At 49.6% G+C, this 13629-nt stretch carries 15 protein-coding genes; all 15 read left to right on the plus strand.

What is annotated here, in order from left to right; all coding sequences use genetic code 11:
* Positions 1-37: 37 nt before the first annotated feature.
* On the plus strand, positions 38-532 hold the full coding sequence (locus tag P6574_RS00140) for a universal stress protein (protein WP_310618388.1): 495 nt from the start codon (positions 38-40) through the stop codon (positions 530-532).
* A gap of 155 nt (positions 533-687) precedes the next feature.
* Positions 688-1248: a NifU family protein gene (locus P6574_RS00145; RefSeq protein ID WP_310618389.1), complete on the plus strand. Its 561-nt coding sequence runs from the start codon at positions 688-690 to the stop codon at positions 1246-1248.
* Between the two features lie 234 nt (positions 1249-1482).
* Positions 1483-2163 carry a tRNA (adenosine(37)-N6)-threonylcarbamoyltransferase complex dimerization subunit type 1 TsaB gene (gene tsaB, locus P6574_RS00150; protein WP_310618390.1) on the plus strand — a complete coding sequence of 227 codons (681 nt, stop codon included), beginning with the start codon at positions 1483-1485 and terminating at the stop codon, positions 2161-2163.
* Positions 2160-2648, plus strand: a complete 489-nt coding sequence (locus tag P6574_RS00155; RefSeq protein ID WP_310618391.1) for a GNAT family N-acetyltransferase — start codon at positions 2160-2162, stop codon at positions 2646-2648. The genes tsaB and P6574_RS00155 overlap by 4 nt, the downstream gene beginning before the upstream one ends.
* Before the next feature lie 118 nt (positions 2649-2766).
* Positions 2767-3144, plus strand: a complete 378-nt coding sequence (locus tag P6574_RS00160; protein WP_405048060.1) for a Fur family transcriptional regulator — start codon at positions 2767-2769, stop codon at positions 3142-3144.
* A gap of 2 nt (positions 3145-3146) precedes the next feature.
* Entirely contained in the window at positions 3147-3941 is a 795-nt protein-coding gene (locus tag P6574_RS00165; protein WP_310618393.1) for a lysophospholipid acyltransferase family protein, read from the plus strand.
* 144 nt (positions 3942-4085) lie between these two features.
* Positions 4086-5489, plus strand: coding sequence for a tRNA (N6-isopentenyl adenosine(37)-C2)-methylthiotransferase MiaB (gene miaB, locus P6574_RS00170; RefSeq protein ID WP_310618394.1), 1404 nt, complete (start codon positions 4086-4088; stop codon positions 5487-5489).
* A gap of 95 nt (positions 5490-5584) precedes the next feature.
* The gene (locus tag P6574_RS00175) at positions 5585-6619 is read left to right on the plus strand and encodes a PhoH family protein (RefSeq protein ID WP_310618395.1); all 1035 of its coding nucleotides are present in this window, start codon (positions 5585-5587) and stop codon (positions 6617-6619) included.
* A 3-nt stretch (positions 6620-6622) separates the two neighbouring features.
* The gene (gene ybeY / locus P6574_RS00180) at positions 6623-7135 is read left to right on the plus strand and encodes an rRNA maturation RNase YbeY (protein WP_310618396.1); all 513 of its coding nucleotides are present in this window, start codon (positions 6623-6625) and stop codon (positions 7133-7135) included.
* Positions 7136-7201: 66 nt separating this feature from the next.
* Positions 7202-8314 carry a hemolysin family protein gene (locus P6574_RS00185; RefSeq protein WP_310618397.1) on the plus strand — a complete coding sequence of 371 codons (1113 nt, stop codon included), beginning with the start codon at positions 7202-7204 and terminating at the stop codon, positions 8312-8314.
* 132 nt (positions 8315-8446) lie between these two features.
* Complete coding sequence (gene lnt / locus P6574_RS00190; RefSeq protein WP_310618398.1) at positions 8447-10057, plus strand: apolipoprotein N-acyltransferase; 1611 nt, start codon at positions 8447-8449, stop codon at positions 10055-10057.
* Positions 10058-10247: 190 nt separating this feature from the next.
* A complete protein-coding gene (locus tag P6574_RS00195; RefSeq protein WP_310618399.1) occupies positions 10248-10655 on the plus strand; it encodes a helix-turn-helix domain-containing protein in 408 nt (135 codons plus the stop codon).
* Positions 10656-10779: 124 nt separating this feature from the next.
* Entirely contained in the window at positions 10780-11964 is a 1185-nt protein-coding gene (gene metK / locus P6574_RS00200) for a methionine adenosyltransferase (RefSeq protein ID WP_310618400.1), read from the plus strand.
* A gap of 66 nt (positions 11965-12030) precedes the next feature.
* Entirely contained in the window at positions 12031-12717 is a 687-nt protein-coding gene (gene trmB / locus P6574_RS00205; RefSeq protein ID WP_310618401.1) for a tRNA (guanosine(46)-N7)-methyltransferase TrmB, read from the plus strand.
* A gap of 269 nt (positions 12718-12986) precedes the next feature.
* Complete coding sequence (rimP, locus tag P6574_RS00210; RefSeq protein ID WP_310618402.1) at positions 12987-13577, plus strand: ribosome maturation factor RimP; 591 nt, start codon at positions 12987-12989, stop codon at positions 13575-13577.
* Positions 13578-13629 lie beyond the last annotated feature (52 nt).

The raw sequence follows: 13629 nt of genomic DNA on the forward strand, positions 1-13629 counted from the left end.
GCTTGCCGTTCTTCTGGGGAGGTGGCAGCATACTGATATGGTAGCAATTCGCAAAAGCAATGAAGAAGGCCACAAACGAAAGTTTCTCGTTGTTGTGGACGATACTCCAGAATGCGGGCGTGCAATTGTTTATGCAGCACGTCGGGCAGCAAGCACCAGCGGAGTTGTTACCCTGCTTTATGTCATCGCGCCTGGAAACTTCCAGCACTGGCTGGGGGTAGAAGATATTATGAGGGCGGAGGCGACCGAACTGGCAGAGACAATTCTGGCAAAGGCTGCGGAAAAGGTCCGCTCTGCGGCGCGTACAGAGCCTGAACTTGTTGTGCGGGAAGGAAGTCGCTCCGATGAAATTATGTCCTTAATTGACCATGATGCCGATATTTCCATTTTGGTGTTAGCAGCGGGAACGAGCAAGGAAGGACCGGGGCCACTGGTCTCTTCAATTGCCGGCAAGTCCGCAGGGACTTTTCCAATTCCGATTACGATTGTTCCGGGAACGCTTGATGATGATGCAATTGCTGCACTTTCTTGATAATATGCGCGGGAAATTAAAAGTTGCATCTGAAATACATTTTTTAACTTGAAGACAGACCTCAAGTCTTTATCTATAGATAAATTACATTCTACTAACTAATGGGCAAGGCGTCTTTGAAGCGTGAATTGCCCGATTGCCCTTGGGAATAGGTTATGTTTATCCAGACAGAAGCAACTCCAAATCCAGCGACACTAAAGTTCTTGCCTGGTCGTGTCGTTCTTGCAGAGGGAACGAAGGACTTTCGGAGTGTGGAAGAGGCCGCCGTATCCCCTCTGGCTGAAACCTTGTTTGCAATTGAGGGCGTTCAGGGGATCTTCTTTGGTTATGATTTCGTAACGGTAACCAAAGACGATACGGATTGGCAGCACATGCGCCCTGCAATTCTCGGGGCGATTATGGAGCATTTTATGTCCAATGCTCCTATTTTGCGCGGCGAAAGCACCGGAGATGACGATACCGGTGAAGAGTTTTTTGATGAAGCGGAAGCTGATACCGTTTCTACCATTAAAGAACTTCTGGAAACCCGTGTTCGCCCGGCTGTGGCCCAAGATGGTGGCGACATCACGTTCCGCGGGTATAAAGATGGAATTGTCTACCTTTCCATGCGCGGTGCCTGTGCCGGGTGCCCATCTTCGACCGCAACACTAAGCCATGGCATCCAGAATCTGATGCGCCACTTCGTACCCGAAGTTCAGGAAGTAAAACAGATCTAGAACCAGTTTTGCGGTTCAAAGATTAGTGCAGGTTGCGTTTATTTACATTCACGCCTGACGCTCTAACTTGTTTATGTTGAACGAATTTTTGTCGTTTGAATGAATTTATCAAACGGAATATGCTCTAGAAAGGCGGCTCGACCGCCTTTTCTTTTGATTAAGTGTGAGCGCAAGTTTTTGGGTAAAGGTGATTGCGTTCTCGACTTTCCCCCTTTGGAACGCTAAGCAATCAGTATGAAATTATTAGCCATTGACACCTCCTTAAGTGCCTGTTCTGCGGCAGTGGCAGAGCTTGGCCGTACTAAAGAAAACCTGTTCATACAAACAGAAGAAATTGGCCGCGGCCATGCCGAAAAGATTATGGGCATGGTGGATGGAGTGATGGCTGAATCTTCAAAGGGTTTCAGTGATCTGGACCGTATTGTCGTAAATGTGGGGCCTGGTAGCTTTACCGGCCTTCGGGTTGGCCTTTCGATAGCGCGCGGCTTCGGGCTGGTTTCTGGCAAGCCGGTTGTTGGGGTCACAACACTGGAGTGCATTGCAAGTGAAATTCTTGCCACGCGCTCATGCTCCGGTGATCTTTTGGTGGTGCTTGATGCCCGTAGGGATGAGGTTTACTGTCAGCAGTTCAAAAGGGATGGTTCTCCAGCAGATGAAGCGCGTGTTTCAACACTGCAGGAGCTGGCGAAGACATTGGGGTCGGATACATACTTAGCCGGTTCTGCTGCTGAAGCACTTGGTCACGAAGCTGGTTTGCCTTCGGAGCGTATCTTGGGACAGAATACTGTTGCTTCAATTGAGTATATTGCACGCTGTGGATTTAAGGCTGATCCAGAAGAAAGACCTCCGGTGCCTTTATATCTTCGTAAACCAGATGCCAAACCGCAACAAAAGGGCCGAATTCGTCGACAATGATTGTTTCATGGTTAAAGCAATCCCCGGCTGTAATTGAAAAAGCCAACGAAGACATGTTGCCGGAGTTGGCACGTATACATGCGCAGAGTTTTTCCATTGGTTGGGGGACTTCCGAATTACGAGCACTTTACGCCCAAAAGAACACGTTTTTTTTCGTGGCCCGCTCCGCAGATACTGCCCGAAGTCCCGAGCCTCTTGGCTTTCTCATTGTACGCAGTGCCGCCGGAGAGGCTGAAGTTCTGACCATTGGTGTCTCGCCAAATGCCCGCGGCAACGGCATTGGCCGTAAACTCATGGAAGCTGGCATGTTTCATTTGTATTCAGAACGCAATAGTGAGCTTTTTTTGGAGGTGGATGAAGCCAATAAGCCAGCGGTTGCGCTTTATAAAAACTTGGGCTTTGTCAAAGTAGGAGAGCGCAAGGGTTACTATAGCAGCAGTCAGGGTTTTGGAACTGCTTTGGTGATGCGCTGTAATCTTAATTGATTCAAGGAGCTATTCTGCCTAAAAGAGAATAAACTAAGTTATCCTAAAGGTATGGGAAAGTATGGTCACAGAAGCTGAGATGAGTTTAATAGAACTCTGTGTCTTCAAAGGTATGAGAATGACCGAGCAACGCCGTGTGATCGCTTCGGTAATAGAAACGTCTGATGATCATCCTGATGTGGAGGAGTTGTATCGCCGGGCTTCCGATATCGATCCCAAGATATCCATCTCCACTGTGTATCGTACGGTTAAGCTTTTTGAGGATGCGGGAATCATTGAAAGACACGATTTTCGCGATGGCAGGTCCCGTTATGAAACCGTGTCTGACGTGCATCACGACCACCTGATTGATTTAAGGTCAGGTAAGGTGATCGAGTTTCGCAATGAAGAGATTGAGAGAATGCAGGTAGAGGTCGCCCGTCAGCTAGGTTACAAGTTGGTGGACCATCGTCTGGAGCTTTATGGCGTCCCATTAGAAGAAACACCGAAGGGTTGAGTATGAGAACAACTCGCGCAATTTGCGCTCTTCTGCTTGTTGTGTGCCTTGCAGTTGTTCTTATCCCGATGCAGTGGCTGGCCTTAAAATGTAATTGGCCAATTCAAAGATATATCCCTGTCTATTGGCACCGTTGGATCCTGAAAATTTTGGGAATTCGGGTTAACGTCCTTGGAAAGGTGGCCGATAGCAGGCCCCTTCTTGTAACTTCAAATCACACTTCATGGCTGGATATTCTCGTTATTGGCTCTTTGCAGCCTCTGTCCTTCATTGCCAAGTCCGAGGTTGCCACATGGCCGATCTTTGGTCTTCTGGCCAAGCTGCAAAGAACAATCTTTATTGACCGAAGCAGGAGACGGGATACCATGCGCGTCAATGAAGCTATTTCAAACCGGATGAATAGTGGTGATGCGATTGTGCTTTTTGCGGAAGGTACTTCGAGTAACGGTAATGAGGTGAAGCCTTTTCGTTCCTCCCTGCTTGGAGCCGTTCATCAGGCGATGCAGACCAGTGCCACCCACAGTGCCACCGTCCAGCCACTTTCTATTGCATATACACGGCTGCATGGAATGCCCATGGGGCGCATGTGGAGACCGCATGTGGCCTGGTATGGCAATATGGAGCTGCTACAACACTTATGGTCTATTTGCGGAGAAGGCGGATTGGATGTGGAAGTTCATTTTGGTGAGCCAACCAAATATGGCGCCGAGTTCAACAGAAAGCAGGTTGCCAAACAGATGGAAGCTGAAGTGAGGAGCATGACACTGGCCGCCCTTTATGGAAAGAGCTCTGCGTAAGTTTTGAGAAAGCGTGATAACACAAAGCTTCTCAAACTGGGAAAAACCAGCTAAAGCTGCCCCAAAGAAAAATTGAGACCCCAAACAAGACGCGTTTGAGGGCTGATGATACGCTCATAAAGACAAGAGCGCACCGAGGATTGAATGGATACACTCGCACAGAATAAGGAAACAGAAGCAGTTCCTGCAAGCAGTACGGACCAAAAACAAGAACGTAAGGTTTTTGTGAAGACTTACGGCTGTCAGATGAATGTTTATGATTCCGACCGGATGTCGGATGCCTTACGTGCAGAAGGTTACAGCAATACCGAGACTATGGAGGATGCTGACCTTGTTATTCTCAATACCTGCCATATTCGTGAGAAAGCTGCCGAAAAGGTGTATTCCGAACTGGGACGTGTGCGCAAACTGAAGGAAGAAAAAGCCAAAAACGGCAAGCAGATGATGGTGAGTGTTGCCGGATGTGTGGCACAGGCGGAAGGAGCCGAGATTTCCCGCCGCGCACCTATTGTCGATCTTGTGGTTGGTCCGCAAAGCTATCACCGTTTGCCAGAGCTGGTGAATAAGGCTGCGGGTGGTTCCAAGGTTGTTGAGACAGAGTTTGATATTCAAGACAAATTCAAACACTTGGCAACTCCTTCCAAGGAGGCCGTGCGCAAAAGGGGCGTGACCGCGTTCCTGACCGTTCAAGAGGGCTGTGACAAGTTCTGCACCTTCTGTGTGGTTCCTTATACGCGCGGCGCGGAAGTTTCCAGAAACGTCGAGCAAATTGTAAGCGAAGCTGAACGGCTTGCTGCCGCAGGTGTGCGGGAAGTGACCCTGCTTGGCCAGAATGTGAATGCCTGGCATGGTACAGGTCCTGACGGACGCGAATGGGGACTGGGACAGCTCTTGTTCCGCCTTGCCGAGATAGACGGGATCGACAGGCTGCGTTACACCACATCCCACCCACGGGATATGGATGATACCTTGATCGCGGCTCACAGGGATCTGGATATCTTGATGCCTTATCTGCACCTGCCAGTGCAATCCGGTTCCGACAGAATTCTGGCGGCAATGAACCGCAAACATACGCGTGATGATTATTTCCGTCTATTGGACAAAATTCGTGATGCCCGTTCGGATATTGCTTTGTCAGGCGATTTCATCGTTGGCTTCCCCGGCGAGAGTGATCAGGATTTCGAAGATACAATGGACCTGATTCGCCGTGTTGAGTATGGTTCCGCGTTTTCGTTCAAATACAGCCCGCGCCCTGGAACACCGGGTGCGACCATGGAAGAACAAGTGGAAGAAGCTGTAAAAAGCGAGCGCCTTGCCCGTCTACAAGCTTTGCTAAGTGAGCAGCAGATGGCCTTCAACAAGTCGCTTGAAGGGCAGATTATTGACGTTCTCTTTGAAAAAATGGGTCGTAAGGAAGGCCAACTTGCAGGCCGCTCCCCATGGCTTCAACCTGTGCATATAAACGCGCCAAAAGACTTGTATGGAGAGATAGCCAAAGTAGAAATTTTGGCCAGTTCCGGAAATAGTCTGGAAGGAAAGCTCGTTTAAGGGCAATATGGGATCGTGAAAATATTAATGATGCGATCTAAACGGAGGATTGCTTGAAGGGCAACGCCCATTTTTCCCCGAAAGTTGGGGCCGCTATGAAACCTGCAGCAGCATCAGATATGATGCATGTGGTTCTGGCATTCGACGATAACCGACTGGTTAGCGACCTTTTCGGCCAGTTCGATCAGCACCTTGCGTTGATTGAACAAAAAATCGGTGTTGAAGCTGTTGCCCGCGGTAATCAGGTAACGATTCGCGGTGAACACAGTGCATGTGAACAGGCCAGACTGGCCCTTGAAGCCATGTACACTCGCCTTCAGGGAGGGCATGACCTTCAGGTGGGTGATGTGGATGGTGCTGTTCGCATGGCAATTGCATCGGAAACGCAGCTGTCCTTGCCCACCATGGAACCGAAGTCGCGTATGGCTTTTGCGCAAATCGCGACGCGTCGGAAAACACTGGTTGCACGAACAGCCACACAGGATGCGTATATTCGTGCCATGGACCGGTCTGATCTGACATTTGGTGTCGGTCCGGCAGGAACGGGTAAGACGTTCCTTGCGGTGGCTTATGCCGCAGCCTTGTTGGAGCGCGGCGAAATTGACCGGATGATTTTGTCTCGACCGGCAGTTGAAGCCGGAGAGCGCCTTGGTTTCTTGCCCGGTGATATGAAAGATAAAGTGGATCCATATTTGCGTCCTCTTTATGATGGCTTGAATGAGATGATGCCGCCGGAAAAGCTGGAACGCGGACTGGAGAGCGGCATGATTGAAGTCGCTCCTCTGGCGTTCATGCGCGGGCGCACTCTGTCTAACGCCGTCGTTATTCTTGATGAGGCGCAAAATACAACTTCGATGCAGATGAAGATGTTTTTGACCCGCCTTGGTGAGAATTCCCAAATGATTGTCACAGGGGATCCCAGTCAGGTAGACCTGCCAGCAGGTCAGACCTCGGGTCTCAAGGAAGCATTGAAGATCCTTGATGGAGTGGAAGGTATTTCACGGGTGAACTTTACGGAAAGCGACGTGGTTCGTCATGAACTGGTTGCGCGGATCGTACATGCCTATGATGAAAATGGCCGCCGCCGGGCTGAGCGCCGGCAGGCCATTAATCAGCTTGGATCAAAGTAAAAAATGAGTAACAGTGCGCATTGTCCTCTTGTGGTGGACATAACCTTGCAAGCAGAAGGCTGGCCGGAAGAAGAACTGCTCTCGAAGAGAATTGAGTCTTGCCTTGTCGCGGCATTCCAGAGTGTGAAGCTGGAAGTCATTCCGGATACGGAAGTCTCGCTCGTTTTTTCCGATGATGCCCAGGTGCAGGAATTAAACCGCATGTGGCGCAACAAGGATAAACCAACGAATGTTCTCTCGTTTCCAGGTGATGATAAAGAAGAGCCTCCCTATGGCCCGTTATTGGGAGATATAATTCTGGCTCGGGAAACCGTTGAACGCGAATCTGGTGACCTTGGCATTCCGTTTGATCATCATTTGGCACACCTTATTGTACATGGTACTCTGCACCTCTTTGGTTATGATCACCAAGATGATGAGGAAGCGGAAGAAATGGAAGGGGAGGAGCGTAAGATCCTTGCGCTTTTGGGAATCCCAGACCCCTATCAGGATGCGCCGTTAAGTGCCGATGAGTAAACCGTTTTGGTTGAACGCCATATTTGGGCTGAAGAGAAAGAAATGAACAGTTCAGAACCTCGAAGTATGACAGGAGCGAACGCTCCGGTGACAAATGAAATTGTTGAGAGTAAAGCTCAACCGGATGAAACTGGAGATCCAGAGGGGAGAGAGCCTGGCCTTTGGACCAGGCTAAAAAAGTTTCTAAATCCCTTCAGGAGTTTGCGCCGAAGCAGCTCAGATGCCCTGCGGGCTGATCTGGAAGATGAGTTGGCGCGAACTGACAACGATGCTGATGCGGCCTTTTCAGCTTCCGAGAAAGAACTTCTAGCAAATATTCTTCAATTGCGAGAATTGCGCGTGGAAGACGTCATGATTCCACGGGCGGACATTGAGGCCGTAGAGGACTGTGCTCCTATTGGCCATGTCATGGCGCGCTTTCAAGCCTCCGGTCACTCAAGGATGCCTGTCTTTCACGATAACCTTGATGACCCACGGGGCATGATCCATATTAAGGATCTCATGGCCTACTTTGCTGAGCACGCGACCTCTGGCGCGGAGCTGCTTCCCTTGAAGACAGAGGAGCAGGCGGCGGACACTAAACAGCCGGAAGAAGATACAGAAGCAGTTCTGGACTTGTCTCAGGTTGATTTAAATACTCCGCTGGCCCGCACTGGATTGATAAGAGAGCTTCACTTCGTCCCGCCATCCATGTCTTCTGCCGATTTGATGAAAAAGATGCAGGTGACACGCGTGCAAATGGCACTTGTGATTGACGAGTATGGGGGAACAGACGGCCTTGTATCTCTTGAAGATATCGTGGAAACTGTGGTTGGCGATATTGAAGATGAGCACGACAAAGATGAAGAAGCGCTCATAAAATCTGTCTCTGAAGGTGTCTGGGTTGTAGATCCCCGCGTAGATTTGGAAGATATTCAAAAAGAGCTGGGGGCTAACTTCCGTTTGGGGGAAGTAACCGAGGATGTTGACACAATCGGTGGCATGCTGTTCGCATTGCTGGACCGGGTTCCCGTTCGCGGGGAGTTGATATCTGAAAAGTCTTTACCCGGCTATGAGTTTGAAGTGCTGGATGCTGATCCTCGGCGTATTAAAATGCTCAAGATATACAAACGCCGCATTGAACAGCGTGCGTCTACTGCACGTTTAAAGCACAGACGTTTGGATGCCGCCGCTGAATAGGGGGCACTAGGGCGTGTTCCGTTTGATTGGATTCATTCAAACGACAAGAATTCGCTCAAAAATTAAGAAGTTAGAGCGCGGGGCGTGCATGAAAAGCAATGCAACGTGCTCTAAATTATTGAGGGCGATTGGGTGTTTTCCAGCGAAGCAATACTACAAAAGTGGGCCGAGCCCTTTCTCCTGTCCTGGTCCATCCGTCGATGGGTTCTGAGCTTCTGCCTGGGGGGGCTTTCAGCCCTCGCCTTCCAGCCCTTTGGGCTGGTGCCGGTTTTGCTTGTTACCCTGCCAGCCTTGGTTTGGACTTTGGACGGTGCTTCCGCTGGAACAAACAAGATTAGCAAAGAGCGCTTTCTTGGTTTCTTTTCAACGGGATGGTGGTTCAGTCTCGGCTTCTTTATGGCGGGCCTTTACTGGATAGGTGAAGCTTTCCTCGTTGAAGCGGAAACCTATGCATGGATGATTCCCTTTGCAGTTACAGGGGTGCCTGCGGTTATCAGCTTGTTTCCGGCTTTGGCTCTAGCCTTGGTTTCCTTTTTCTGGTCTCAGCGCTGGGAACGCATTTTACTTCTTGCAGTTGCCCTTTCCCTTTCTGATTATGCCCGTGGCCATTTGTTTACGGGCTTTCCTTGGAATTTATGGGGTTATATTTTCCTTGTGAAACCGGAGTTTGCGCAAGGGGCAGCCATTTTCGGTGTTTATGGGCTTAGCTTACTTGCAATTCTTCTCTTCACTATCCCTGCTTTACTTTTGGGAAAAAGCATAGGGCGGCAACTTATGCTAGTGGCTTTGATGGTGCTCTTGTTTGTGGGGTACGGGGCTGCTTCATACGTTCGGTTTTTCAACCACCCAACGCAATTTACCAAGGTAGATTTGCTAGTGGTTCAGCCAAATGTGCCGCAAAAAGAAAAATGGAAACCCGAGAACCGGCATAAACTGCTTCCCCGTTATATCGAGCAGACAGAGGGCGCCCTCGCTGGTGGTCCTACTGCTGGAAACACGCTTATTTTCTGGCCTGAATCCGCATTTCCTTATCTACTAACAAGTGAGCCGGGTGCACTTTCATCGATTGATGAAATGTTGAAGCCCGGTGAGACCCTTATTACGGGGGCAATTAGAGGTGAAAAAACCTCGCAGGGCCGTTTTTTTTATAATAGCGTTTACACAATTGAGGATGGGAACGGTATCCGGGATGTTTACGATAAAGTACATCTCGTCCCGTTTGGCGAATATCTGCCCTACCGAAAACTACTGCAATCTATGGGTGTGGATAAGCTGGTGCCAGCTCCTGCGGATTTCTCCAGTGGATTTAGGTACAGGACCATGCGGGCTGGTGAAAACTTAACCATGAAGCCGCTTATCTGTTATGAAGCAATCTTCCCGTATGCTGCGATGTCACCGGCAGAACGTCCTGATTTTATTGCGAATATAACGAATGATGGGTGGTTTGGGGAAACGCAGGGCCCCTACCAACATTTTGCCCAGTCTCAAATGAGGGCTATTGAACAAGGGGTCCCGATAATACGTGTTGCGAATACAGGTATTTCAGGGGTTATGGACCCCGTAGGGAGAGTACTCGCAAAGATTGCTCTTAATGATTCTGGTAATATTCGAATTGAACTGCCTAAACTACTCCAAACTACTATTTATTCTGTGTGGGGCGACCTTGTTTTTTTGGGGGTTATTCTATCCATTAGCGGTATCCTATTGGTAATTGGGGTTATAAATTCTACTCGCAAAGATTGACGCGAGCTGAAAAATATCGTCAACATGTACGTGCGTGAAGTCTTAGCCACATTCGCCAATTAAGCGAAATGATAGCGCTTGGGCCATGAACGTTTTCAAGAAGAATAAAAGGCCTCCAAGCAAGAAGGGCCTTAGTAAAGTAACCCACAACGGTACTGTGCCGTAAAGATGAAAGAAGAGGGCTTGTGGAATGCCCAATAAAAAAGCACCGAACCCCATTGATGTACACGTTGGTAGCCGCGTTCGCCTGAGGCGGATGATGCTGGGAATGAGTCAGGAAAAGCTCGGAGAAGGGCTTGGGATCACGTTTCAGCAGATACAAAAATACGAGAAGGGCACGAACCGTATTGGTGCCAGCCGATTGCAACATATTGCAACCCTTCTCAAAGTTCCTGTAGCGTTCTTTTTTGAAGATGCGCCGGGTTCTCCCGATGATATGCAGGGTGTTGGAGAAAACCCTCAGACAACTTATGTTGTTGACTTTTTGTCCTCCTCTGACGGTCTGGCTCTCAATAAGGCGTTTGTGCGCATTGAAGATCCAAAGGTTCGCAAGAAGCTGGTAGAGCTGGTTAAAAGCCTTGCCGGAGAGGACGAATAAGTTCACCCAAAAGTGTCCTTCCAAAATTATGGGCTTGACGAGATCGTTAAAGATTGGTTGATGACACAAGAGGCGACGGTTAAACTGCCGCTTCATTTTTTTCTTCCCAGAAGGACGCTCGCCAATGGCTCGTCAGAATTTTTTATTTACATCAGAATCGGTCTCAGAAGGCCATCCTGATAAAGTGTGTGATCGTGTTTCAGATACGATCGTTGATGCCTTCCTCTCCGAAATGCCGGAGGCCCGTGTGGCCTGTGAAACGCTGGCAACCACCAACAGGCTGGTAATTGCAGGCGAAACTCGGGGTCCGGCTACGCTAACCAAAGACTATCTTGCCCATATTGCCCGTATGGCAGTGAAAGATATTGGTTATGAGCAGGTCGGGTTTAACTGGCATGATATTGACATCGAGGTACTGCTGCATGAGCAGTCAGCGCATATTGCGCAAGGTGTTGATGCCGGTTCCAACAAGGATGAAGGTGCGGGCGATCAGGGCATCATGTTCGGTTATGCCTGCCGGGAAACTCCGGAATTGATGCCAGCTCCGATTCTTTATGCCCATAAAATTCTCAGGCTTCTGGCCGAAGCCCGCAAAAGCGGCGTAGAGAAGAAGCTGGGTCCGGATGCCAAAAGCCAAGTGACTGTGCGCTATGAAAATGGCCGTCCGGTTGGTGTGGCCTCGCTGGTTCTGTCCACGCAGCATCTGGATGATACTCTCTCCTCCACCGATGTTCGCGACATTGTGGAGCCATATATCCGCAAGGCTTTACCTGATGGCTGGCTCTCCAATGAAACCGTTTGGCATATCAATCCGACCGGTAAGTTCGTGATCGGCGGACCGGACGGGGACTGCGGTTTGACTGGTCGTAAGATCATCGTTGACACTTATGGCGGCGCTGCGCCTCATGGCGGCGGGGCTTTTTCCGGAAAAGACCCCACAAAGGTTGACCGTTCGGCTGCCTATGCCGCGCGTTACCTTGCCAAGAATGTGGTTGCTGCCGAATTGGCGGATCGCTGCACCATTCAGCTCTCTTACGCGATTGGTATTCCAGAGCCTCAGTCGGTATTCATCGATACCCACGGCACAGGGAAACTGGACAATTTGGCCATAGAAATGGCTATTCGCGAAGTTATGAAGCTGACGCCACGTGGCATTCGCGAGCATTTGGGCTTGAATAAGCCCATTTATGCACGCACTGCGGCCTATGGGCACTTTGGGCGTGAAGCGGATAACGATGGTGGCTTCTCTTGGGAAAAGCTGGATCTGGTGAGCTCTTTGCGTGATGTTTTGGCGCACGAGATAGCCTGACAAACCTAATCAAAAATAACATGTGTTGTAATAGCCGGGGCCAGAGTCCCGGCTTTTGTGAGTGAAATGACTGATCATTATAAGGGTTCCTTTTTTGGAAGGCGCGTTGGAAAGCCACTAAAGGACCGCCAGATAGCGTTGATGCGCGACCTGCTGCCTACAATCTCCGTGGATATTGAAAAAGATAGTCCAGTAGATTTGCAGGCGATATTTCCAAAGCCCGTCAAGTCAATTTGCCTTGAAATTGGTTTTGGTGGCTCAGAGCACCTGATCCACCGGGCAACAACCAATCCTGATGTTGGATTTATCGGTTGTGAGCCGTTCCAGAGCGGAATGGCGAAGGCGCTGTCTGCAATTGACTCGAACAAAATCGATAATATTCGTTTGTTCTATGATGATGCGGGGAAGTTGCTGGACTGGCTTCCTGAAAGCTCTTTAGACCTTGTGTATCAGCTCTATCCAGACCCTTGGCCAAAGAAAAAGCACTGGAAACGGCGTTTTGTTAATCAGATTAATCTGACCCGCATTGCCAGAGCTTTGAAATCAGGAGGGGAATTTCGGTTTGCCAGCGATATTGACACGTATGTTGACTGGACATTGTGTCATTGCCGGGATCATCCAAGTTTCGAGTGGTCCGCTCAAAATGCACAGGATTGGCGAACCCCTTGGGAAGGCTGGCCGGGCACCCGTTATGAAGCTAAGGCCATTCGTGAAGGGCGTGTGGGGCGTTACCTCACGTTTTTGCGGGCCTAGTTGGAAACCCTTTAGTTTTAAAGGGTGCTTTCGCAGGGTGCTACTATTTGTTTTCTGAGGGTCTGTTTTTCTGTTGCATAAGAGCTGCAAATGGATATATTGATCTCAATGAATTCTCTATCGGCTCCTTAGAGCAACCGGAGAGTGGGCCCCAAAAGGACCCGCTCTTTTTTGTTTCTTGGGGCGATATTATGCAGGTAGCGCGTGTCGTTACCATATGAAAACAAGGCTGCGTAAAAGCAGTCGTGGAATAGATAAGAAGGTTAAACGTGAGCGAGAGCGATCCGAGAATTGTAAAAGAGCAGGGGCTGGAAGCTCGTGTGGCTGCAATTGTAGAGCCAGTGATTGAAGATCTTGGCTATCGGCTTGTTCGTATTCGTGTCACGGGCAACAACGGCTGTACATTGCAGATCATGGCAGAGCAGGCAGACGGAACAATGACCATTGAGGGATGTGAAGAGATCAGCCATGCTGTGTCTCCCGCTCTTGATGTGGATGATCCTATCAGTGGTGCCTATCATCTGGAGGTTTCCTCTCCCGGCATTGATCGGCCTATGGTGCGTGCCGGTGATTTTGTTCGCTGGACGGGCCACCTCGTGAAAGTCGATATGGCTATTCCTCAGCAGGCGGGAAGAAAGCGCTTCCGGGGAATAATCACTGCGACTGCGGCTGACACCGTTACTGTTAAGTTGACGGATGCGGCTGCGGGTGAAGCGGATACGTTCGTTCTGCCGATTGAAGAAATTGCAGAAGCGCGCCTTGTTCTGACTGATGAGCTGATTGACGCAGCGTTGAAGGCGGATAAGGCAGCGAAGGCTGCACGCGGGGAAGATATTGACCCCGAAAGTTATAATCACTGATTTGCTTCTTGGCTCACCAAGGGCGATGCAAATCTAGGAGCATTGAATTCCT

It is taken from the genome of Pseudovibrio sp. M1P-2-3, from assembly GCF_031501865.1.
Taxonomy (GTDB): domain Bacteria; phylum Pseudomonadota; class Alphaproteobacteria; order Rhizobiales; family Stappiaceae; genus Pseudovibrio; species Pseudovibrio corallicola.